Here is a 21,958-nt window from a genome sequence, read left to right as displayed (position 1 = left end):
CATCGAACACACCGGCTACACCACCCAACGCCACAACGGCCGCACCGAATGGATCCCCCCACCCCACCTCGACACCGGCCAACACCGCATCAACCACAACCACCACCCCCACCGCTACCTCACCACCCACAACACCGACGAGGACAACGGTGAGGGCGACGGCGGGAACGACGAGCCGGAATAGCCGGCCACACAGTCAGAGTGGTGAGGCTCCTCGGAGGTGCTCGAAGATCAACGATGTCTGTGTCCCCGCGACGTCGGCATCGGCGTTGAGGTTCTCGACCACGAACGCCCGCAGGTCCTCGGTGTCACGAGCGGCCACATGCAGGATGAAATCGTCGGCGCCGGCGAGGAAGTAGACGTCCATCACCTGAGGCTTGCCGCGCATCTCCTGGATGAAGCTGCGAATCTTCCCGCGGGCGTTGGACTGCAGCGTCACCGAGATCATCGCCTGCAGGGCCAGGCCGATCGCCGCGGGGTTGATATCGGTGTAGAACCCGCGGATGACTCCGAGATCCTGCAACCGGCGCACCCGGCCATGGCAGGTTGATGGCGCGATCCCCACCAACTCGGCGAGTGCACTGTTCGAGATGCGGGCGTCGGCGTGCAGCGCGGTCAAGATGCGCCGGTCCACGTCGTCGATGTCTGCGAGCCGAAAATCCTTCGGCGAACGCGGTGTGCGCATCGCCACCTTCGCGGAATCTTCATTCACAGCTCGAACATATCGAAGTTACGTCGATCTTATTGCCTTAATGCCGCAATTTCTTCACACTTTGAGAAGCCAACACGACTCGAGGAGCGATCATGCGCGTCGGAATCCCGACCGAGATCAAGAACAACGAATACCGCGTCGCCATCACGCCCGCCGGCGTGGCCGAACTGGTCCACCGCGGGCACGACGTGCTGATTCAGTCCGGTGCCGGCGACGGATCGGCCATCACCGACACCGACTTCAAGGCCGCGGGGGCGCAGATCGTCACCACCGCCGACGAGGTGTGGGCCGAGGCCGACCTGCTGCTCAAGGTCAAGGAGCCGATCGAGCCCGAGTACTCCCGCATGCGCGAGGGTCAGACGCTCTTCACCTACCTGCACCTGGCCGCGTCGCGGCCGTGCACCGACGCCCTGCTGGCGTCGGGCACCACCTCGATCGCCTATGAGACCGTCCAGACCGCTGACGGTGCGCTTCCGCTGCTGGCCCCGATGAGTGAGGTCGCCGGCCGGCTCTCCGCGCAGGTCGGCGCCTACCACCTGATGCGCACCCAGGGCGGGCGCGGCACCCTGATGGGCGGCGTCCCCGGTGTCGCACCGGCCAAGGTCGTGGTCATCGGCGGCGGAATGGCCGGCGACAACGCCGCGGCGGTGGCATGGGGCATGGGCGCCCACGTCACGGTGTTCGACCTCAACATCAACACCCTGCGCAAGATCGACGCCGAGTACGGCGGGGCGATCGAGACCCGCTACTCGTCGCGCCTGGAGCTCGAGGAGGCCGTCAAGCAGGCCGACCTGGTGATCGGCGCGGTACTGATCCCCGGCGCCAAAGCGCCCAAGTTGGTGACGAATTCGACTGTCGCGCAGATGAAGTCCGGCGCGGTCCTGGTCGACATCGCGATCGACCAGGGCGGCTGCTTCGAGGATTCCCGGCCTACCACCCACGACGACCCCACCTTCGCCGTGCACGACACGGTGTTCTACTGCGTGGCCAACATGCCCGGCGCCGTGCCGCGCACCTCGACGTTCGCGCTCACCAACGCCACGATGCCGTATGTGCTCAAGCTCGCCGACAAGGGCTGGCAGGCGGCCTGTCAGGCCGACGCGGCGCTGGCCAAGGGCCTGTCCACCCACGGTGGCGCCCTGCTCAACGAGCACGTCGCCACCGACCTGAACCTGCCGTTCACCGATCCGGCGACCGTCCTGGCCTGACCCCGGCAAAGCTCAGTCGAGGATGTCACCGTCGACGTAGAACCACCGACTTGCCCGAACGGCGAACCGGGACCGCTCATGCAGCGTCCCGGTTCGTCGGCCTCGACGGTGGTGCGCGACGAACTCCACCTCGCCGGCGTCCTCACCCGGTGAGCCGCCCGCGACCGTGAGGATCTGCAGCCCCGTCCACTCCAGGTCCCCGTCCAGCGCGACCGTGTCCGGACGGGTGCGCGGATGCCACGTCCGCCACACGTAGTCGGCGTCCCCCGCGGCGAACGCGCTGTAGCGCGACCGCATCAGCTCCTCGGCGGTCTGCGCGCGCCGCTCATCGGTGTGCAAGGGCAGGCAGCATCCGCCGAACGGGCGGTCATTCCCACACGGGCACGGGTCTGTCGCACGCATCCCCACAGTCTGCCCATGCGATTCTCGACACCTGTCAAGTACGGTGGGGGCATGCCGCTCGCCGACGTCTTGAGCTCCGTGCCCACCACCACCGCCGAGGCGCTCGCGGTGTTCGACGCCGCTCCGGCCGTGCCGGCTGAGGCGATGATCGGAACCTGGCACGGCTCGGAGCTGCCGACCGGCCACCCGCTCGACGGCCTGCTGGCCGCCAGCGGCTGGTGGGGTAAGCAGTTCGTCGACGAAGAGACCGTGCACCCGCTGCTGTTCCCGACGGCCGACCGGACCGGGCTGTGGGCGGTGAACCCGGTGCTCGCCTTCAGCGGTGTCGGTGTCGCCGCGCGCCTTCCCGTGCTCAAACGCCGGGACAGCTCCGGGCTCATCACCGCCATGCGCCCGGTGCTGCGGACCCGCTCCCCGAAGGCGCGGCTGCGCACCACCCGCTACCGGGGCGTCGACACCGCCACCATGGTCTACGACCAGCTCCCGGTCAACGACGTCTTCCGCCGGCTGGACGACGACTGCGTTCTCGGTGCGATGGATCTGCGCGGTTCTGCCGCGCCGTACTTCTTCGTTCTCGAACGCGACGACTCACTACCCGTTCACTAGTTGCGGGAACACCGCGGCCGTCACCTCGCCGATCAGCGGCCGCATGTTCTCCGCATCCGGATTGTCGGTCGCCGACCGGGTCATGACCGCGAGCAGGACCCGCTGGCCCTTCGGGCCGTAGGCGATGCCGACGTCGTTGGTGGTGCCGTAGTCGCCGCTGCCCGTCTTGTCCGCGGTGGTCCAGCCCGTCGGGAGCCCGGCCCGCATACTCGACGTCTCGTTGGCCCGCATCCAGTCACCGAGCAGCTGCCGCCGCGCGGGGGTCAGCACGTCGCCCGTGAGCAACGCACGGAAACCGCCGGCCATCGCCTCGGGCGTGCTGGTGTCGCGCGGGTCGCCGGGCACGGCCGAGTTCAGCTCGATCTCGAAGCGGTCCAGCCGCGACCGCGGGTCGCCGATGCCGCGGGCGAAGCCGGTGATCGCGGGCGGCCCCCCGACGTTGTGCAGCAGGATGTTCGCGGCCGCGTTGTCACTGACCTGCAGGACCGCCTGCGACAACTCGTCCAAGGTCATCTCGCCGCCGGCGCGGGGCCCGGTGCGCGGCGAATTCGGCTGTAACTCAGCGGGATCGACGTACAGCCGCTGATCCAGCGAGCGCTCACCGCGGTCGACGAGCGAGAGCACCAACCCGGCCAGGTACGCCTTGAACGTCGAGCACATCGCGAACGACTCCTGCGCCCGGTGCGCCACGGTCCGGCCGGTGTCGAGGTTCGTGCCGAACACGCCGATCACCGCGCTGTTGGCCCGTTCCAGCGCCTCGAGTCCCGCGGCGGGCGGCTGCGCGGAGGCCAACGGTGCGGCGTGGGCAGCGAGCGCCGCGGCGCCACCCAGCACCACGGTGGCCGACAACAATCTTCTGCGGGTCAGGGCATCGGTCATGACTCGATTGTCGCCCGAGCGCCTCCCACGCCGCACCCGCGGGGGTGTCTTCAGCGGCCGATCGACCGGATTTTTTGCGGCAGAGCCGATTTCGACCGGTGCGGACCGAGCACCGCCGCCCCGAAGGGCCGGGTGAGGAGTTGCCGGGCCACGGCGTTCACCTCGTCGATGGTCACCGCGGCGATCTGGTCGAGGGTGTGGTCGATGGTGCGGTGCCGTCCGTAATTCAGTTCGCTGCGGCCGAGCCGGTGCATCCGCGAACCCGAATCCTCCAGTCCGAGCACCAGACCGCCGCGCAGCGAGCCCTTCGCGATGCGGCACTCGTCCTCGGTGATGCCGTCCCGGGCCACCGCCTCGAGCACGTCGGTGGTGACCCGCACCACTTCGGCGAACCGCTCCGGCAGACACGCCGCGTACACGGACAGCGCGCCACTGTCGGCGAAGGTGTCGACCGTTGAGTACACCGAGTACGCCAGGCCGCGAGTCTCCCGAATCTCCTGGAACAGGCGCGAACTCAGGCCGCCACCGAGCGCGGTGTTCAGCACGGACAGCGCCCAGCGGTGCTCCCAGTGACGCCCCGGTGTGCGCACACCCAGCGACAGATGCGTCTGCTCGGCATCGCGGCTGATCAGCTCCAGCGTCGGGCGTCCGGTGACGCGGCCGGTGCCCTTACGCGGCGCGACCGCGGCCCGCCCCTTGACCAACCGGTCGCGGAAGTGCGCGCGGGCCAGGGCCACGACCTCGTCATGGTCGACGTTGCCGGCCACCGCCAGCACCATCCGCTCGGGCACATAACGCCGGACATGGAAGGAGTGCAGCTGAGGACGCGTCATCGCCTCGATCGATCCGACGCTGCCGATGACGGGCCGGCCCACCGGATGCGAGCCGAACATCGCCGACAGGAAGACGTCACCGAGGGTGTCCTCGGGGTCGTCGTCGCGCATCGCGATCTCTTCGAGCACCACGTCGCGTTCGAGTTCGACGTCCTCCGGCGCGCACCGGCCGCGCAGGACGACGTCGGCGACCAAATCGACGGCGAGTTCCAGATCACTGTCGAGCACGTGCGCGTAGTAGCAGGTGTGCTCGCGCGCGGTGAACGCGTTGAGTTCGCCACCGACGGCGTCGACCGCCTGGGCGATGTCGACCGCGGTGCGGGTCGGCGTCGACTTGAAGAGCAGATGCTCGAGGAAGTGGGCGGCGCCGGCAACCGTCGCACCCTCGTCACGGGAACCGACGTTGACCCACAGGCCGACCGAGGCCGACCGCACCGACGGGATGCGTTCGGTGACGACCCGCAGTCCGCCGGGCAGCGTGGTGCGGCGCACCGTGGTGTCATCCACGGTGGCCGCCCCCACGCGTCCCACGCCGCGCCGCAGCGATCGCCTAGCTGCTGGCGCTGGCGGCATCGGCGGGCGCGGAATCCTCGGTCTTACCCGAACCGTCGGCGCTCTCCGCCGACTCGTCTTCGGCCACCAGGACCAGCGAGATCTTGCCGCGGTTGTCGATGTCGGCGATCTCCACACGGAGCTTGTCGCCGACCTTGGCCACGTCCTCGACCTTCGCGATGCGCTTACCGCGGCCCAGCTTGCTGATGTGCACCAGCCCGTCACGGCCCGGCAGCAGCGACACGAACGCCCCGAAGTCGGTGGTCTTGACCACCGTGCCGAGGAACCGCTCGCCGATCTTGGGCAGCTGCGGGTTGGCGATCGCGTTGATCTTGTCGATCGCCGCCTGGGCCGACAGCCCGTCGGCCGCACCGACGAACACCGTGCCGTCGTCCTCGATGGAGATCTGCGCGCCGGTCTCCTCGGTGATCGAGTTGATCATCTTGCCCTTGGGCCCGATGACCTCGCCGATCTTGTCGACCGGCACCTTGATCGTGGTGATCCGCGGCGCGTACGGGCTCATCTCGTCCGGCGCGTCGATCGCCTCGGCCATGACCTCGAGGATCGTGGTCCGGGCGTCCTTGGCCTGGGCCAGCGCACCGGCCAGCACCTGCGACGGGATGCCGTCGAGCTTGGTGTCGAGCTGCAGCGCGGTGACGAAGTCCTTGGTCCCGGCGACCTTGAAGTCCATGTCGCCGAACGCGTCCTCGGCGCCCAGGATGTCGGTCAGCGCCACGAAGCGACGTTCGGTGCTGCCGCCTTCAACTTCCACGTCGTCGGACACCAGGCCCATCGCGATACCCGCGACCGGCGCCTTGAGCGGCACACCGGCGTTGAGCAGCGCCAGCGTCGACGCACACACCGACCCCATCGACGTCGAACCGTTGGAGCCCAGCGCCTCCGACACCTGCCGGATCGCGTACGGGAACTCCTCGACGCTCGGCAGCACCGGCATCAGCGCCCGCTCGGCCAGCGCGCCGTGGCCGATCTCGCGACGCTTCGGCGAGCCGACGCGGCCGGTCTCACCGGTCGAGTACGGCGGGAAGTTGTAGTGGTGCATGTAGCGCTTGGTGGTCTCCGGCCCGAGCGAGTCGATCTGCTGGGCCATCTTGATCATGTCCAGCGTGGTGACGCCCAGGATCTGGGTCTCGCCACGCTCGAACAGCGCACTGCCGTGCGCCCGGGGCACCACGGCCACCTCGGCGGACAGCGCGCGGATGTCGGTGATGCCGCGGCCGTCGATGCGGAAGTGGTCGGTGAGGATGCGCTGGCGCACCAGCTTCTTGGTCAGCGAGCGGAACGCCGCGCCGATCTCCTTCTCGCGGCCGGCGTACTGCTCGGCCAGCCGCTCGAGCACCTCGACCTTGATCTCGTCGGTGCGGTCGTTGCGCTCTTCCTTGCCCGCGATGGTCAGCGCCTCGGAGAGCGCGTCGGTGGCCACCGAGGACACCGCGTAGTACACGTCCTCCTGGTAGTCCGGGAACAGCGGGTACTCGCGGGTCTCCTTGCCGGCGCTGTCGGCCAGCTCCTGCTGGGCGGTGCACAGCGCGGCGATGAACGGCTTGGCCGCTTCGAGGCCCTCGGCCACGACGGTCTCGGTCGGCGCCTGAGCGCCGCCGGAGACGAGCTCGATCACCTTGTCGGTGGCTTCCGCCTCGACCATCATGATCGCCACGTCTTCTTTTCCGGCGTCGTCGACCTTCCGGCCCGCGACGACCATGTCGAACACGGCGTCCTCGAGCTGCTCGACGGTCGGGAACGCCACCCACTGGCCCTTGATGAGCGCCACGCGCACACCGCCGACCGGCCCGGAGAACGGCAGGCCGGAGATCTGGGTGGACGCCGACGCGGCGTTGATCGCCAGCACGTCGTAGAGGTCCTTGGGGTCCAGGCTCATCACGGTGACGACGACCTGGATCTCGTTGCGCAGCCCCGACACGAACGTCGGACGCAGCGGCCGGTCGATCAGGCGGCAGGTCAGGATCGCGTCGGTGGAGGGCCGGCCCTCACGGCGGAAGAACGAGCCGGGGATCCGCCCGGCGGCGTACATCCGCTCCTCGACATCGATGGTGAGGGGGAAGAAGTCGAAATGGTCCTTCGGGGCCTTGCTGGCGGTCGTCGCCGACAGCAGCATGGTCTCGTCGTCGAGGTACGCGACGACCGAACCGGCGGCCTGCTGGGCGAGGCGGCCGGTCTCGAAGCGGATGGTGCGGGTGCCGAAGCTCCCGTTGTCGATGACGGCGGTGGACTCGAACACGCCCTCTTCAATCTCAACTGCAGACATTGACGTCAGTACAGCCTCTCTGAATTCATTCAGCTGTTTCGCGTCGTCACGCCGAGAGCACTCACCGGGTTCACAACCACCGGCGCTGATGCGGCTACGGCCGTCGATCGAAGCTGCCGGGAACCTGGCGGTCACCGGCAGCCACTACCGAAGACCGCCCGATCAGGCAGGCCCTGGCATGACACACGGGAACGAAGCCCGCGGACCGCGGGTTCGCACCCATAACGTCCGAGCCGACATGGTCTCGAACACATCCATGCTACATGGCGGGTCCCACCGGTCCGGTAGCGCCGAGCGCGCGGGTGTCACACCTCGAGGCGGGCGCCGACGATGACGGTGCGGTCCAGCGGCAGGCCGAGATACCCCGAGGTGTCGGCGGCGACGTACGACGTGGCGAGGTAGATGCGCTTGCGCCAGCGCGGCAGTGTCGGCGCCGGACCGACCGCGAGTTCGAGCTTGTTGAGGAAGTACGACGTCGAGCCGGCCTCGAGCGGCCGGTGCAGCGCGGCCGGGTCCAGTCCTCGCAGCGCGGCGGGCACGTCGGGCACCTCCGCGTAGCCGAACCGCGCGGTGGCGTGGAAGACGCCCAGCTCGGTCTGCCCGAGGTCAGTGAGCACGATACGGTCCTCGTCGGCCACCCGCGGGACCGGATCGGTGAGCACCGAGACGACGATGACCTGCTCGTGCAGGACGTGGTTGTGCTTGACGTTGGCGCGCAGGGCCAGCGGCGCGGTGAACAACCCGCGGTTGAGGAACACCGCGGTGCCGGGCACCCGGACCGGGGCGGAGTCGCGGTCGGTGAGCGTGGCGACGTAGTCGGCCAGCGGGCCCTCCCGGTCGGCGCGCGCTCGGCTGACCACGTCGCTGCCGCGTTTCCAGGTCATCATCACCGTGAACGCGCCAACCGCGATGAGCAGCGGCAGCCAGGCGCCGTGCAGCAGTTTGGTCAGGTTGGCAGCGAAGAACGCCAGGTCGACGGCCAGCAGCGGGACCGCCCCGGCGATCACCAGCCACAGCGGCGTGCCCCACCGCCGGTGCGCGACGTAGAAGAACAGCAGCGTGGTGATCGCGATCGTGCCGCACACCGCCATCCCGTACGCGTAGGCCAGCGCCGCCGAACTGCGGAAGGACACCACCAGCGTGAGCACGGCGACCAGCAGCATGCCGTTGATGAACGGGACGTAGATCTGTCCCGACGCCGACGCCGAGGTGTGTGCGACCCGCAACCGCGGCAGATAGCCGAGCTGGATGGCCTGCGAGGCGACGGAGTAGGCGCCGCTGATCACGGCCTGGGAGGCGATCACCGTCGCCGCGGTCGCCAGCAGCACCATCGGCAGCAGCGCCCAGCCGGGGATCAGCAGGAAGAACGGCGCGTCGACCGTCCGGGCGTCGCCGAGCACGAGCGCACCCTGACCGAGGTAGCTGATCGTCAGCGCCGGCAGCACCACGAACAGCCAGGCCCGGATGATGGCGGTGCGGCTGAAGTGGCCCATGTCGGCGTAGAGCGCCTCAGCGCCGGTGACCGCGAGGACGATCGCGGCGAGCGCGAAGAACGCGTACCGGGAATGCTCGGTGACGAAGGTCAGCGCGTGCAGCGGGGACAGCGCCTCCAGGATCCGCGGATGCGCGGCGATGCCCCGCACCCCGCACGCCGCGATCGCCGCGAACCACAGGATCATCACCGGGCCGAACAGCCGCCCGACGGTCGCGGTGCCGCGGCGCTGCACCGCGAACAGGACCACGATGATCACGACGGTGATGGGGACGATCCAGCGTTTCAGGGGGGGCTCGACCAGCTCCAGACCCTCGACCGCGGACATGATCGAGATGGCCGGGGTGATCATGCTGTCGCCGAAGAACAGCGAGGCCCCGAACACCCCGAGCCCGGCCAGCACGACCGTGACCCGCCGGTTCGACGTCCCCGCCAGCCTGCGGAGCAGGGTGATGAGCGCCATGATGCCGCCCTCACCGTCGTTGTCCGCGCGCATCACCAGCGTCACGTAGGTGACGGTGACGATGATCATCACCGACCAGAAGATCAACGACACGACGCCGTACACGTTGGCCGCGTTGACCGGCACCGGGTGCGGATCGGCGGGGTTGAACACGGTCTGCAGCGTGTAGATCGGGCTGGTGCCGATGTCGCCGAACACCACGCCCAGGGCACCGATCACCAGGCCGGCGCGCATCGCGGTGCGCGGTGACACCGCGGTGGGCGCCGGCGAATCGACCTCGGAGTCCCTGGGCACACGATCTCCGTCGGTGCGCGGCGGAAGAAGGGGACCGGACAGCAGTCCGCGACGGATGCTAACACCGACTCGGCGGCGTCGCGGGGCAAAGAGAACGCGGCCGGGCCGCCGTGAGGGGCCCGGCCGCGTCAGCGGCTCTGCGGGTGCGTCAGCGACGCAGACCCAGCCGTTCGATCAGCGAACGGTAACGCGCCACGTCGACCTGCGCGACGTACTTCAGCAGCCGGCGGCGACGGCCGACCAGCAGCAGCAGTCCGCGCCGCGAGTGGTGGTCGTGCTTGTGCTGCTTGAGGTGCTCGGTGAGGTCCTGGATCCGCTTGGTCAGCAGCGCCACCTGGGCCTCCGGCGAGCCGGTGTCGGTGTCGTGCAGGCCGTACTGGCCCAGGATCTCTTTCTTCTGCTCGGCGGTCAGCGCCATGAAACAACTCCATCCATCGGTCCGCGGGGTGACAAACAAAGACGACGCGGCCGCCGCGAACTGCAGCACACGTCGTTGACGCAGAAGTCTAACAGTGTTCAGCGGGCGGACAGAATCGCGCGCGCCCGGTCGGTGTCGCCGCCCATCGCGGTGATGAGCTCGTCGACCGAGCCGAACTTCTCCTGGCCGCGGATCCGCGCGACGAAATCGACCGCGACGTGCTGCCCGTACAGGTCGGCGGTGGTGTCGAGGACGAAGGCCTCGACCGTGCGGGTGCGCCCGGAGAACGTCGGATTGGTCCCGACCGACACCGCCGCCTGGTAGCGCTCACCGGGGATGACGGTGCCCATGACCGGGCCGTGCCCGAGCACGGTGAACCAGGCCGCGTAGACGCCGTCGGCCGGGATCGCGGAGTACATCGGCGGTGCGACGTTGGCGGTCGGGAAGCCCAACCCCTTGCCGCGGCCGTCGCCGCGCACCACCACGCCCTCGACGCGGTGCGGGCGGCCCAGCGCCTCGGCCGCGGCCACCACGTCGCCGGCGTCGACGCAGGACCGGATGTAGGTGGAGGAGAACGTGACGCTGGCATCCCGGCGCACCTCGGTGACCTCGGAGACCAGCGTCATCCCCTCGACCGCGAAGCCGAACCGCTCACCGGCCTTGCGGAGCAGGTCGACGTTGCCCGCCGCCTTCTTGCCGAACGTGAAGTTCTCGCCCACCACGACCTCGACCACATGCAGCCGCTCGACCAGCAGCTCGTGGATGTAGCGCTCCGGGGTGAGTTTCATGAAGTCGGCGGTGAACGGCATGACCAGGAAGACGTCGACCCCGAGTTCCTCGACCAGTTCGGCGCGGCGGGTCAGCGTGGTCAACTGCGCGGGATGGCTGCCCGGGAACACGACCTCCATCGGATGCGGGTCGAACGTCATCAGCACGGTGGGCACGCCGCGGGTGCGCCCGGCCTTGACCGCGTGGTTGATCAGCTCGGCGTGTCCGCGATGGACGCCGTCGAAGACCCCGATGGTGAGGACGCACCTGCCCCAGTCGGTGGGAATCTCGTCCTGCCCGCGCCAGCGCTGCACGCCCCAAGCGTACGGCGCGCCGCGGGCCGCGGCTGCGCTAGATGGCCCAGTCAGGCAAAGATTGCCTAAACTTCGTCAATGTGAGTCCTGACAGCAACCCCCGTGACCTGACGACGGTGGCGCAGGACTATCTCAAGGTCATCTGGACCGCCCAGGAGTGGTCGCACGAGAAGGTGAGCACGAAGATGCTCGCCGAGCGGATCGGCGTCTCGGCCTCGACCGCGTCGGAGTCGATCCGCAAACTCGCCGATCAGGGCCTGGTCAACCACGAGAAGTACGGGGCGGTGACGCTGACCGACGACGGCCGCCGCGCCGCGCTGCAGATGGTGCGCCGCCACCGCCTGATGGAGACCTTTCTGGTCAGCGAGCTCGGCTACAGCTGGGATGAGGTGCACGACGAGGCCGAAGTCCTCGAGCACGCGGTGTCCGACCGGATGCTGATGGCCATCGACGCCAAGCTGGGGCACCCGACCCGCGATCCGCACGGCGACCCGATCCCGGCCGCCGACGGTCAGGTGCCCACCCCGCCGGCCCGGCAGCTGTCGGTGTGCGAGAACGGCGACGCCGGCACCGTCGCGCGCATCTCCGACGCCGATCCCGAGATGCTGCGCTACTTCGACAGCGTCGGCATCAGCCTGGACTCCCGGCTGCGCGTGGTGGCCCGCCGGGACTTCGCCGGCCTGATCTCGGTGGCGATCGAGGGCTCCGACGGCGAGGAACACGCCACGGTCGACCTGGGACATCCTGCCGCCGAGGCGATCTGGGTCGTCGCGGGCTGAGCTACAGCGTCGCCGGTCGCACCACGACCACCGACCGGGTGCGTTTCGGCCCGTCCTCCAGCAGCGCGATGACCGTCCCGTCGGGCGCCGTCGCGGCGTACACACCGTCGATGCCCGCGGGTTCCAGCGCCCGGCCGTGGCGCGCCGAATCCGTCTCCGCCGCAGTCAGATCGCGACGCGGGAACGCCAGCAGGCAGGCCTCGTCGAGCGGGTAGCTCAGCTGCGGCGCATCGGCCAGCGCGTCCAGGGTGCGCGCCAGGTCGAGGCCGAAGTCGCCGACCCGGGTGCGTCGCAGCGTTGTGAGGTGTCCGCCCACGCCGAGGGCGGCACCGACGTCGCGGGCCAGCGCCCGGATGTAGGTGCCGCTCGAACAGTCCACCGCGACATCGACGTCCACCACGTCACCCAACCGCCGGGTGGCGAGCACGTCGAAGCGGTCGATGCGGACGCGGCGGGCCGCCAGCTCGACGCTGCGACCCTCGCGCGCGAGCTTGTAGGCGCGCTGCCCGTCGACCTTGATCGCGCTGACCGAGGAGGGCACCTGGTCGATGTCGCCGCGCAGCGCGCCCACCGCCGCGGCGATCTGCGCGTCGGTGACCCCGGCGGCCGACGCCGTCGCGGTGATCTCGCCTTCGGCGTCCTCGGTGGAGGTGCTCTGGCCCAACCGGATCGTGGCGTCGTAGGACTTGTCGGTCGCGGTGAGCAACCCGAGGATCTTGGTCGCCCGTTCGATGCCCACGACCAGCACCCCGGTCGCCATCGGGTCCAGCGTGCCGGCGTGTCCGACCTTGCGGGTACCGAACAGGCGACGACACCGGCCGACCACGTCATGGCTGGTCATGCCGCCGGGCTTGTCGACGACGACGAGCCCGGGGGCGGGTGCGCCACTCACAGCACGATGGCCGTCAGCGCGAGGCCGTCACGGACCATCCACCGGCCTTCCAGCGTGGTCAGCGGTGGCCCCGATTCGGCGGCCGGGTCGATGAGCACCGTGGAGGTGAACCGGCCGGTGGCGCCGGACGCGTCGACGTCGAACGTGATGTGCGCGTCCTCGAAACCGAGCCAGCGGTGGGTCAGCGGGAACCACGCCTTATAGGTGGCCTCTTTGGCGCAGAACAGGATCCGGTCCCAGTGCAGCCCCTCCGGCAGTACACCGAGCGCGCTGCGCTCCTCGGGCAGGCTGATCGCGTCGAGCACACCCTTGGGCAGGACGCCGTGCGGTTCGGCGTCGATGCCGACCGAGCGTACATCGCCGCGGCGGGCGACCGCGGCGCCGCGGAAGCCCTCGCAGTGGGTCAGGCTGCCGACCACCCCGTCCGGCCAGCGCGGTTCGCCCTTGTCGCCCTTGAGGATCGGCACCGGCGGCAACCCGAGTTCGCCGAGGGCCTGGCGCGCACAGAACCGAGCCGTGACGAATTCGTTGCGCCGCTTGGCGACCGAGCGGGCAATCAGCGGCTCCTCCTCGGGCAGCGGCCTGGCCTCGGGCGGATCGTCGTAGCGTTCGGCGCTCGCGACCGCGCTGGGCACGACGGCGGCGAGCAGGCTCACCGGTCGGTCCGCCGCTCGATGCGCTCGCGGATCTTGGTCTGCATCTTCTGCGCGTTCTCCCGCATCTCCGGGGTGATCTCGAAGTGGCCGCCGAACTCGTTGAGATAACCCGGCGGATACTTCGGGTCCGGCAGGATCTGACGTAACCACCGATAGGGCTTGCGGCGCCGCCATTCTCGCGGATAGCCCACCGACACCTCTTCGAACCGCACGTCGTCGTACCAGGTGGTGCGCGGGATGTGCAGGTGTCCGTACACCGAGCACACCGCGTTGTAGCGGGTGTGCCAGTCCGCGGTCGCGGTGGTGCCGCACCACAGCGAGAACTCCGGGTAGAACATCGCATCGCAGGGTTCGCGGACCATCGGGAAGTGGTTGACCTGCACGGTCGGCATCATCCAGTCGAAGTCCTCGAGCCGCTTGCGGGTGTAGGCCACCCGGTCGCGGCACCAGGCGTCGCGGGTCGCGTACGGCTCGGCGGACAGCAGGAACTCGTCGGTGCCCACCACGTTGCGTTCCCGTGCGATGGCCAGCCCCTCGGATTTGGTGCCCGCCCCGGCGGGCAGGAAGCTGTAGTCATAGAGCAGGAACATCGGCACGATCGTGGCCGGCCCGCCCTCCTCGGTCCATACCGGATACGGGTGCTCGGGCGTCACGATGCCCATCTCGTCGCACATGGTGACCAGGTAGTCGTAGCGCGACTTGCCGAAGATCTGCAGCGGGTCCTTCTGGGTGGTCCACAGCTCGTGGTTGCCCGGCACCCAGATCACCTTGGCGAAGCGGCGGCGCAGCAGGTCCAGTGCCCACCGGATCTCGTCGGTGCGCTCACCGACGTCGCCGGCCACGATCAGCCAGTCGTCGGGAGAGGCGGGATGGAGCGACTCGGTGACCGGCTTGTTGCCGGTGTGACCGGTGTGCAGGTCACTGATCGCCCACAGCACCGGCCGCCGGTCGCGCGATTGCTGTGAAGTCACCACAACCGACCAGCCTAACCACGCGCCGCGTGGACCCCGGTCCGACAACTAGAACGTGTTCTCGTTTACCGTCTTGTGCGGGCTGTGCGGCGGCTACACTCCCCGCAGGGTCGGACCACGACACGGCGGTGTACCGCCTTGGATCAAGGGGGTGTGATGGCCGCCAGGCTGCGAGTGCTCTCGGCGTTGTGCGCGCTGTTCGCGGCGGTGATCGTGGTGGTGACCGCCGACCCGCCCGGCGGCCCGGCCACCGGCCGGGTCGATCTTCGGTCGACCTTCTTGCCGATGACCGGGGCGTCGACGACGATCAAGTACCCGGTGATCGAGACCACCGACCCGTCGCCGTTCGACCCGTGCCGCGACATCCCGCTCGACGTGGTGCAGCGCGCCGGGCTGGCGTTCACCCCGCCGACCCTGGAGGACAGCCTGCGCTGCAAGTACGACGCGGGCAGTTTCCAGATGACCGTCGAGGCGTTCGTGTGGCGGACATACGAGGAGACGTTGCCGGCCGACGCCGTGCAGCTCGACGTCGCCGGCCATCGCGCCGCGCAGTACTGGATCATGAAGCCCACCGACTGGAACAACCGGTGGTGGATCACCTGCGCGCTGGCCTTCGACACCAGCTACGGCGTCATCCAGCAGGTGTTGTTCTACTCGCCGATCTACTCCAACCCCGACGTCGACTGCATGCAGACCAACCTGCAGAAGGCCCACGAACTGGCGCCGCACTACATCTACTGAGTCTCATCTACCCGACTCGGCCCTGAGGTGCTCCGGCGCGCCGCCTGGGTAGCCTTCGGGTGGTGACCGCCGTCTCCTCCGCTGCCACCTCCCCGGCGCCGCGCTCGGCGCTCGGCCGCCTCACCGGACGCGCGCTGTCGCGGGTGCTGCGCCTGCCCCCGCACACCTGCGAGTTCACCGTGCACCGGGTGCTCGTGCCGATGCGCGACGGCGTCGACCTGCGCGCCGACCACTACGCGCCCACGACCGCGGATCCGGCCGGCACGCTGCTGGTCCGCTGTCCGTACGGCCGGCGGTTCCCGTTCGCGGCGCTCTACGCCGCGGTGTACGCCGCCCGCGGTTACCACGTCGTCCTGCAGAGCGTGCGCGGCACCTTCGGTTCCGGCGGCGACTTCGACCCGATGGTCAACGAGATCGCCGACGGCGCCGACACCGTCGCGTGGCTGCGCGAGCAGGATTGGTTCACCGGGACGTTCGCCACCATCGGCCTGTCATACCTGGGTTTCACCCAGTGGGCGCTGCTGACCGATCCGCCGCCGGAGATGACCGCCGCCGTGATCACGGTCGGGCCCCACGACGTCAGCGGACCGCGCTGGGGCACGGGGTCGTTCGGGCTCAACGACTTCCTCGGCTGGAGCGACCTGATGGCCCGCCAGGAGGAGCCCAGCCGGCTGCGGGCACTGCTGCGCCAGGCACGGGCGCAACGTCTACTGGCGCGCGCCACCAGCGGACTGCCCGCGGGCGAGGCGGGCCGCACCCTGCTGGGCACCGGCGCGCCGTGGTGGGAGTCGTGGCTCGACCACCCGGAGGCCGACGACCCGTTCTGGGAGTCGCTGAATCTCCGTCGCGCACTGGACACCACCGAGATCCCGGTGTTGCTGATCGGCGGCTGGCAGGACGTGTTCCTCGACCAGACCCTGGTGCAGTACCGGCGGCTGCACGAGCGTGGTGTGCCGGTCGGATTGACGGTGGGTCCGTGGACGCACAGCCAATTGATGACCTCGGCCGCCCCGACCGTCATCCGGGAATCGCTGGACTGGCTCGGCACCCATCTGGGCGGCGCACCCCCGGGCCGGCGCCGGCCGGTGCGGGTCTTCGTCACCGGTCGCGGCTGGACCGACCTGCCGGACTGGCCGCCCGTCATGCCCGAGATCACGCGCTACCTGCAGCCGCAGGGCCGCCTCGGGGTGACGGCGCCGCCCGAGACGGCGCCCACCGCGCGGTTCACCTATGACCCGGCCGATCCGACGCCGACGGTCGGGGGCCGCTTGCTCTCCCCCGCGGCCGGCTACCGCAGGGACTTCGGCCTGGCGGCACGGCCCGACGTGCTCAGCTTCACCGGCGACCGGCTGCCCAATGATCTGTATGTGGTCGGGACACCGGTCGTGGAACTCGCGCATACGTGCGACAACGCCCACAACGACCTGTTCGTGCGCATCAGCGAGGTCGACGCCAAGGGGCGCTCCAGCAATGTCAGCGACGGATACCTCTGCGGTGCGCCGATCTCCGGCTCGGTGCGCATCGAGTTGGACGCGGTCGCGCACCGGTTCCGGGCCGGGTCCCGTATCCGGGTTCTGGTCGCGGGCGGGTCACACCCCCGCTTCGCCCGCAACCTCGGCACCGGCGAGTCGCTGGCCACCGGCCGCCGGCTGGTTCCGGCCGCCCACACCGTCCACCTCGGCGACGGCGCGTCGCGGCTGCTGCTGCCCGCGGGCGAGCGGCCACCGTCAGCCGACTGACCGGCGCACCCGCTCGGCCACCACGGCCAGCGCCTCGTCCTCGTGCACCGGTGGCCCGACGGCGGGCGCCACGGGCAGGTCGACCCAGCTGGTGCACCCGGCGTACTGCGGGGTGCGGTCGATGTGCACCGGTTCGACGAGGGGGCGGATCTGGACGACGAGCACCGTGAGCCGGTGGCGGGGCCGGAAGTCCAGCCGGTCGGCGTGAACCGACTCCGCGGTCCAGATGTGCAGCGGCTCGAGGTCACCGATCCCCTCGGGCCGGTGCACCTCCACCGCGGCGACGACGCTCGCCGCCGCCCGCAGGGTCAACGCCGTCTCGGTGCTGTCGCCGGCCGCCGGGACGAGCAGGTCGCGGTGTTCGGGCCGGACCCGTTCGGCGTGGCTGTGCGCGACGGTCGGGAACAGGAGGAAGCGCCGGGCATCGAGGCTGAACCGCTTCTCACCGATGCCGCCCTTGCGCAGCAGCACGGTCTGCCTGCCGTCGAGCATCGCGTGCACCGCCGCGCTCCACTCCTTGAGCGCCGGGGTGCAGACGTCGAGCACCGGGCCGCTCACGCCAGGTTGAGCCGCGCGCGGACCTCCGGACGGCGCAGCGGCGGAACGGTCTTGGGCGGCTGGCGGCGCGCAGGCAGCTGGGACAGCAGCCGCGTGGTGGTCGCGGTGACCTCGGCGACCGCGGTCTCGAACGCCTCGCTGTTGGCGGCCGTGGGGCGGGTGATACCGCTGACCTTGCGGATGTACTGGCGGGCGGCGGCCTCGATCTCCTCGGCCGTGGCCGCCGGTTCCAGGCCGCGCAGCTCGGTGATGTTTCGGCACATGACAGCCACGATAGGCCGGGCGGCTAGCGTCTAGCGGCATGAGCAACGCTGACACCGCCGACATCCTGCTGATCGACACCACCGACCGGGTGCGGACCCTGACGCTGAACCGGCCGCAGGCCCGCAACGCGCTGTCGGCGGCGCTGCGTGAGCGGTTCTTCGGGGCGCTGCGCGACGCCGAGTACGACGACGCGGTCGACGTGGTGATCGTGACCGGCGCCGACCCCGTGTTCTGCGCCGGGCTGGACCTCAAGGAACTGGGCGGCACCACCGCGCTGCCCGACATCTCACCGAAGTGGCCGTCGATGACCAAGCCGGTGATCGGCGCGATCAACGGCGCCGCGGTGACCGGCGGCCTGGAGATCGCGCTGTACTGCGACATCCTGATCGCCTCGGAGCAGGCGCGGTTCGCCGACACGCACGCCCGTGTCGGTCTGCTGCCGACCTGGGGGCTGTCGGTGCGGCTGCCGCAGAAGGTCGGCATCGGTATGGCGCGGCGGATGAGCCTGACCGGGGACTACCTGTCGGCCGCCGACGCGCTGCGCGCCGGCCTGGTCACCGAGGTGGTGGCCCACGCCGATCTGCTGCCCACCGCGCGCACGGTCGCCGCGTCGATCGTCGGCAACAACCAGCGGGCGGTGCGGTCGCTGCTGGACTCCTACCACCGCATCGACGAGGCGCAGACCGGCGGCTCACTGTGGCTGGAGGCCGACGCCGCCCGCCGGTGGATGGCCTCGGCCACCGGGGACGACATCGCCGCCAACCGCGCCGCGGTGTTCGAGCGCGGCCGCGCCCAGGTGCGCTAGCCCGTCAGGGCAGGCAGCACCAGCGTGCGGTAGCGCTCCTTCATCGTCTCCAGCACCACCGGACCCGAAGTGGCCCACACGGTTTCGTTGAAGATCTCGACCTCGACGTCACCGGTGTACCCGGCGTCGCGGACCAGCGCGGCGATCGCCGCGAAGTCGATGACGCCGTCGCCCATCATGCCGCGCGAGACCAGCGGGTCCGGGGTCATCGGGACCAGCCAGTCGCAGATCTGGAACGAGCTGATCCGACCGGCCGCACCGGCGGCGGCGACCGCGTCGGCGAGCGCCGGATCCCACCAGACGTGGAAGGTGTCGACGACGACGCCGACGGTCTGGGCCGGGAAGGGTGCGGCCAGGTCGAGCGCCTGGTTCAGCGTCGAGATGACCGCGCGGTCGGCGCAGAACATCGGGTGCAGCGGTTCCAGCGCCAGGCGCACGTCACGCTCGGCGGCGTACGGTACCAGCTTCACGAGCCGCTCGGCGAGCCGGGCCCGGGCGCCGGGCAGGTCGCGGTCGGGGATGCCGCCGGCGACCATGATCAGCTCCGGGGCCCCGACGGTGGCCGCCTCGTCGATGGCCCTGCGGTTGTCGTCCAGCGCCGCGTCGGCGTCGGCCACCGCGGTGAGGAAGCCGCCGCGGCACAGACTGGACACGCGTAAGCCGTTGTCGCGCACGATCTTCGCGGCGGTGTCCACACCGGCCTCGGCGACCCGGTCGCGCCACAGCCCGATCGCGGGCAGACCCGCGGCCGCGGTCGCCTCGGCCGCTTCACGCAGGGTGAGCGCCTTGGTGGTCATGGTGTTCAGCGACAGCCGGCCGAACTGCCCACTCATCAGCCGACCCCGTTGACGGTCAGGAACGTGCGCATGCGGTGCGCGGCCAGGTCCGGGTCGGTGAGCAGCCCGGCGTGGTCGGCCAGCATGAACGCCTTGCACAGGTGGCTCACCGAACGCCCGCTCGCCAGCCCGCCGACCATGGTGAATCCGCGCTGGTGGCCGTTGAGCCATGCCAGGAACGCGATGCCGGTCTTGTAGTAGTACGTCGGCGCGGCGAAGATGTGCCGCCCCAGCGCCCGGGTGGACTCCAGGATCTCCAGCGCGCGGGCGGGCTCACCGGCGTCGAGGTGTTGCAGTGCGGTCGACGCGGCCGGGTAGATCGCGGCGAAGATGCCCAGCAGCGCATCGGAGTGGTCGCGCCCGGCGAATCCGTCGCCGACGATCAGTTCCGGGTAGTTGAAGTCGTCGCCCGTGTAGAGCCGCACGCCGTCGGGCAGCGCCCGGCGCAACGCGACCTCGTGGGCGGCGTCGAGCAGCGACACCTTCACTCCGTCGACCTTGTCGGCGTGCGAACGGATCAGCTCGCGGAACGTCGCGGTGGCGCGCTCGATCTCGGCGTCGCCCCAGTATCCGCGCAGCGCCGGGTCGAACATCTCCCCCAGCCAGTGCAGGATCACCGGGCGGTCGGCCTCGGCCAGCAGCGTGCCGTACACCGACAGGTAGTCCGCCGGTGACGTCGCCACCGCGGCCAGGGCCCGCGACGCCATCAGGATCACGTTGGCGCCCGCCTCGCGGACGACCGCGATCTGTTCCCGGTAGGCGTCGGTGATCATCCCCAGCCCGCGCGCCCCGGGGGGCACGGCGGCGAGGTCGAGCTGATCGGTGCCCGCCCCGCACGCGAGCCGGCCGCCGACGGTGGCGGCTTCGCGGCCGCTACGCCGGATCAGCTCACGGGTGGCGGGCCAGTCCAGGCCCATCCCGCGCTGGGCGGTGTCCATCGCGTCGGCGACGCCCAGCCCGTACGACCACAGTTCGTGGCGGTAGGCCAGTGTGGTGTCCCAATCCAGATCGGCCGGCGCGCCGGGGCTGGTGTCCCCCAGCGCACGCGGCACCACATGCGCTGCGGCATAAGCGATCCGGGATTCGATCGGCCGCGTCGGCCGCTGCCACGGACCCGGCTCACCGAGTCCATAGCTGTGCAGGGCGCCGTCGAGGGGCAGGACGACGGTCGCGGTGGCGCGGGACGCGCTGGTGGTGGTCACAGCACGATCTCCGGCACCTCGAGGCGACGGCCCTCGGCGGAGCTGCGCAGCCCGAGCTCGGCCAGCTGGACCCCGCGGGCGGCCGAGAGCAGGCCGAACCGGTGGGGGCGTCCGGCCAGGACGTCGCGCAGGAACTCCTCCCACTGCAGTTTGAAGCCGTTGTCCAGGTCGGCGTTGGCGGGCACCTCCAGCCACTGGTCGCGGAACTTCTCGGTGACCGGCAGATCGGGGTTCCACACCGGCTTGGGGGTGTGGGCGCGCTGCTGGGCCACGCAGCGGCGCAGCCCCGCCACGGCCGACCCATGGGTGCCGTCGATCTGGAATTCGACGAGCTCGTCGCGGTAGACGCGCACCGCCCACGAGGAGTTGATCTGCGCGACGACGCCGCCGGAGATCTCGAAGATGCCGTAGGCGGCGTCGTCGGCGGTGGCATCGTAGGCCGCGCCGGACTCGTCCCAGCGGGTCGGAATGTGGGTGACCGCGCGGGCGGTGACCGCCTGCACCGGGCCCAGCAGGGCCTCCATTACGTAGTTCCAGTGGCAGAACATGTCGACGGTGATGCCGCCGCCGTCCTCGGCGCGGTAGTTCCAGCTCGGCCGCTGGGCGGGCTGCTGGTCACCTTCGAACACCCAGTAGCCGAATTCGCCGCGCATCGACAGGATGCGGCCGAAGAAGCCCTCGTCGACGAGCCGGCGCAGCTTGACCAGCCCGGGCAGGTACAGCTTGTCGTGCACCACGCCGGCGACCACGCCGGCGTTCTCCGCCATCCGCGCCAGTTCCACGGCCTCGGTGAGGGTCTCGGCGGTCGGCTTCTCGGTGTAGACGTGCTTACCCGCCTTGATGGCCGCGGTGAGCGCTTCGACGCGCCGCGAGGTGACCTGGGCGTCGAAGTAGACGTCGACGGTCGGATCGGCGATCACCGCCGAGGCGTCGGTGGTCCACTCCGTCACCCCGTGCTCGGCGGCGAGGTCGGCGAGTTTGTCCGCGTTGCGTCCCACCAGGATCGGTTCGACGTCGACGCGGGTGCCGTCGGAGAGCAACAGTCCGCTGTCGCGCAGTGGGAGGATCGAGCGCACCAGGTGCTGGCGGTAGCCCATGCGCCCGGTCACGCCGTTCATGGCGATGCGCAGGGTGCGGCGGCCGGCAGGTTGGCCGGGGGAAGATGCCATAAGGAGAAGTCCTTGTTTCTCTGGCCGGCGTCGGTGATTCGCGCCGGCGAGTGCTGTCGTGGGAACGGCACCGTCACTTGTCCTCAAGGACCATGCGGTGTCAGCACTTCGGAATGCGCTT

Annotated in this window: 22 protein-coding genes and 1 pseudogene; 7 read left to right on the top strand and 16 right to left on the bottom strand. The window is 70.2% G+C overall.

Translation table 11 applies throughout. From position 1 onward, the window contains the following. Window positions 1–184: pseudogene (locus tag E4P42_RS24265) on the top strand (hypothetical protein); the annotation flags it as partial. A 12-nt stretch (window positions 185–196) separates the two neighbouring features. Here the strand turns inward: E4P42_RS24265 and E4P42_RS24260 are convergent. Next, complete coding sequence (locus E4P42_RS24260; RefSeq protein ID WP_167759611.1) at window positions 197–685, bottom strand: Lrp/AsnC family transcriptional regulator; 489 nt, start codon at window positions 683–685, stop codon at window positions 197–199. A 119-nt stretch (window positions 686–804) separates the two neighbouring features. Here E4P42_RS24260 and ald point away from each other — a divergent pair, with 119 nt between their 5' ends. Further along, window positions 805–1,920, top strand: coding sequence for an alanine dehydrogenase (gene ald / locus E4P42_RS24255; RefSeq protein WP_135128865.1), 1,116 nt, complete (start codon window positions 805–807; stop codon window positions 1,918–1,920). A 12-nt stretch (window positions 1,921–1,932) separates the two neighbouring features. Here the strand turns inward: ald and E4P42_RS24250 are convergent, their stop codons facing one another. Next, on the bottom strand, window positions 1,933–2,322 hold the full coding sequence (locus tag E4P42_RS24250) for a YchJ family protein (protein ID WP_135128863.1): 390 nt from the start codon (window positions 2,320–2,322) through the stop codon (window positions 1,933–1,935). A 51-nt stretch (window positions 2,323–2,373) separates the two neighbouring features. Between E4P42_RS24250 and E4P42_RS24245 the strand changes: the two genes are divergently transcribed. Then, entirely contained in the window at window positions 2,374–2,928 is a 555-nt protein-coding gene (locus E4P42_RS24245; protein WP_135128861.1) for a DUF4334 domain-containing protein, read from the top strand. Here E4P42_RS24245 and bla read toward each other — a convergent pair. From bla to E4P42_RS24215, 6 genes are all read right to left on the bottom strand, one after another. Further along, window positions 2,914–3,807, bottom strand: coding sequence for a class A beta-lactamase (gene bla, locus E4P42_RS24240; protein WP_135128859.1), 894 nt, complete (start codon window positions 3,805–3,807; stop codon window positions 2,914–2,916). The genes E4P42_RS24245 and bla overlap by 15 nt on opposite strands. A 50-nt stretch (window positions 3,808–3,857) precedes the next feature. Continuing rightward, window positions 3,858–5,147 carry a pitrilysin family protein gene (locus tag E4P42_RS24235; protein ID WP_245234205.1) on the bottom strand — a complete coding sequence of 430 codons (1,290 nt, stop codon included), beginning with the start codon at window positions 5,145–5,147 and terminating at the stop codon, window positions 3,858–3,860. Between the two features lie 43 nt (window positions 5,148–5,190). After that, window positions 5,191–7,476, bottom strand: a complete 2,286-nt coding sequence (locus E4P42_RS24230; RefSeq protein WP_135128856.1) for a polyribonucleotide nucleotidyltransferase — start codon at window positions 7,474–7,476, stop codon at window positions 5,191–5,193. A gap of 305 nt (window positions 7,477–7,781) precedes the next feature. Then, the gene (locus E4P42_RS24225) at window positions 7,782–9,665 is read right to left on the bottom strand and encodes a potassium transporter Kup (protein ID WP_135128873.1); all 1,884 of its coding nucleotides are present in this window, start codon (window positions 9,663–9,665) and stop codon (window positions 7,782–7,784) included. Window positions 9,666–9,873: 208 nt separating this feature from the next. Beyond that, on the bottom strand, window positions 9,874–10,143 hold the full coding sequence (gene rpsO, locus E4P42_RS24220; RefSeq protein ID WP_135128854.1) for a 30S ribosomal protein S15: 270 nt from the start codon (window positions 10,141–10,143) through the stop codon (window positions 9,874–9,876). Window positions 10,144–10,241: 98 nt separating this feature from the next. Then, a complete protein-coding gene (locus E4P42_RS24215; RefSeq protein ID WP_135128852.1) occupies window positions 10,242–11,225 on the bottom strand; it encodes a bifunctional riboflavin kinase/FAD synthetase in 984 nt (327 codons plus the stop codon). A gap of 41 nt (window positions 11,226–11,266) precedes the next feature. Between E4P42_RS24215 and mntR the strand changes: the two genes are divergently transcribed. Continuing rightward, on the top strand, window positions 11,267–12,004 hold the full coding sequence (mntR, locus tag E4P42_RS24210; protein ID WP_167759609.1) for a manganese-binding transcriptional regulator MntR: 738 nt from the start codon (window positions 11,267–11,269) through the stop codon (window positions 12,002–12,004). Window position 12,005: 1 nt separating this feature from the next. Here the strand turns inward: mntR and truB are convergent, their stop codons facing one another. Genes truB through E4P42_RS24195 form a run of 3 tightly spaced genes read right to left on the bottom strand, consistent with a single transcriptional unit; the run spans window position 12,006 to window position 14,526 of the window. Beyond that, entirely contained in the window at window positions 12,006–12,896 is an 891-nt protein-coding gene (gene truB, locus E4P42_RS24205) for a tRNA pseudouridine(55) synthase TruB (RefSeq protein ID WP_135128848.1), read from the bottom strand. Then, a complete protein-coding gene (locus tag E4P42_RS24200; RefSeq protein ID WP_135128846.1) occupies window positions 12,893–13,552 on the bottom strand; it encodes a 4'-phosphopantetheinyl transferase in 660 nt (219 codons plus the stop codon). Before E4P42_RS24200 ends, truB begins: the two co-directional genes overlap by 4 nt. Then, entirely contained in the window at window positions 13,549–14,526 is a 978-nt protein-coding gene (locus E4P42_RS24195) for a metallophosphoesterase (protein WP_135128844.1), read from the bottom strand. The genes E4P42_RS24200 and E4P42_RS24195 overlap by 4 nt, the downstream gene beginning before the upstream one ends. A gap of 153 nt (window positions 14,527–14,679) precedes the next feature. Between E4P42_RS24195 and E4P42_RS24190 the strand changes: the two genes are divergently transcribed. Both E4P42_RS24190 and E4P42_RS24185 read left to right on the top strand, forming a co-directional pair. Next, the gene (locus E4P42_RS24190; RefSeq protein ID WP_135128842.1) at window positions 14,680–15,264 is read left to right on the top strand and encodes a DUF3558 domain-containing protein; all 585 of its coding nucleotides are present in this window, start codon (window positions 14,680–14,682) and stop codon (window positions 15,262–15,264) included. Window positions 15,265–15,326: 62 nt separating this feature from the next. Beyond that, window positions 15,327–17,003 (top strand): CocE/NonD family hydrolase, encoded by a 1,677-nt coding sequence (locus E4P42_RS24185; RefSeq protein WP_245234204.1) that lies wholly within the window; start codon window positions 15,327–15,329, stop codon window positions 17,001–17,003. Here E4P42_RS24185 and E4P42_RS24180 read toward each other — a convergent pair. Beyond that, complete coding sequence (locus tag E4P42_RS24180) at window positions 16,992–17,561, bottom strand: DUF1802 family protein (RefSeq protein ID WP_167759608.1); 570 nt, start codon at window positions 17,559–17,561, stop codon at window positions 16,992–16,994. The two genes, E4P42_RS24185 and E4P42_RS24180, sit on opposite strands and share 12 nt — an antisense overlap. After that, a complete protein-coding gene (locus tag E4P42_RS24175; protein ID WP_135128840.1) occupies window positions 17,558–17,824 on the bottom strand; it encodes a DUF2277 domain-containing protein in 267 nt (88 codons plus the stop codon). The genes E4P42_RS24180 and E4P42_RS24175 overlap by 4 nt, the downstream gene beginning before the upstream one ends. 38 nt (window positions 17,825–17,862) lie before the next feature. On the opposite strand from E4P42_RS24175, the gene E4P42_RS24170 reads away from it, so the two are divergent. After that, window positions 17,863–18,630, top strand: a complete 768-nt coding sequence (locus E4P42_RS24170; RefSeq protein WP_135128838.1) for an enoyl-CoA hydratase — start codon at window positions 17,863–17,865, stop codon at window positions 18,628–18,630. On the opposite strand, the gene E4P42_RS24165 is transcribed toward E4P42_RS24170, so the two are convergent. From E4P42_RS24165 to E4P42_RS24155, 3 genes are read right to left on the bottom strand one after another with little or no spacing between them, the layout of a single operon-like run. Further along, the gene (locus tag E4P42_RS24165; protein WP_135128836.1) at window positions 18,627–19,463 is read right to left on the bottom strand and encodes a sugar phosphate isomerase/epimerase; all 837 of its coding nucleotides are present in this window, start codon (window positions 19,461–19,463) and stop codon (window positions 18,627–18,629) included. The genes E4P42_RS24170 and E4P42_RS24165 overlap by 4 nt on opposite strands. Beyond that, window positions 19,463–20,668: a dihydrodipicolinate synthase family protein gene (locus tag E4P42_RS24160; RefSeq protein WP_135128834.1), complete on the bottom strand. Its 1,206-nt coding sequence runs from the start codon at window positions 20,666–20,668 to the stop codon at window positions 19,463–19,465. Before E4P42_RS24160 ends, E4P42_RS24165 begins: the two co-directional genes overlap by 1 nt. Continuing rightward, window positions 20,665–21,837, bottom strand: a complete 1,173-nt coding sequence (locus E4P42_RS24155; RefSeq protein WP_135128832.1) for a Gfo/Idh/MocA family protein — start codon at window positions 21,835–21,837, stop codon at window positions 20,665–20,667. Before E4P42_RS24155 ends, E4P42_RS24160 begins: the two co-directional genes overlap by 4 nt. Window positions 21,838–21,958 lie beyond the last annotated feature (121 nt).

Source organism: Mycobacterium sp. PS03-16, assembly GCF_004570325.1.
Classification (GTDB): domain Bacteria; phylum Actinomycetota; class Actinomycetes; order Mycobacteriales; family Mycobacteriaceae; genus Mycobacterium.
This window is presented reverse-complemented; position numbering and strand designations above follow the sequence as displayed.